Genomic DNA, 337 nt, shown 5'->3' on the forward strand with positions numbered 1-337 from the left:
AAAGTTGACTTACAAGATAACTTACAAGAATACAACAGGCAAGAGCCAGGATGTTGTAATTACAGACAAAGTACCAACAAATACAACATTTATTTCAGCAGACAACGACGGAAAGAATGTCAATGGAACAGTAACTTGGGAATTGAAGACAGTTGCAAATAATGAAACATATGAAGTAACTTTCACAGTACAAGTTAAAGCAGATAACAAGACTAAGGTGGACAATACAGCAGAAGTGCAGACTGGTAAAACAGGACCGAAGGTAAAGACAAATACAACAACAAATCCACCTGAAACACCACCGACTACACCGAAGAAGGACGTATTTACTCCTGGA

The 337-nt window shown here is 38.0% G+C and carries 1 protein-coding gene; it reads left to right on the plus strand.

Annotated features, from left to right (window positions below; translation table 11 throughout):
- Nucleotides 1-337, plus strand: a 337-nt coding sequence (locus HLB29_RS09565; protein WP_185624903.1) for a DUF11 domain-containing protein, incomplete at both ends; no start/stop codon positions are given.

It is taken from the genome of Peptostreptococcus canis, assembly GCF_014229965.1.
Taxonomy (GTDB): domain Bacteria; phylum Bacillota; class Clostridia; order Peptostreptococcales; family Peptostreptococcaceae; genus Peptostreptococcus; species Peptostreptococcus canis.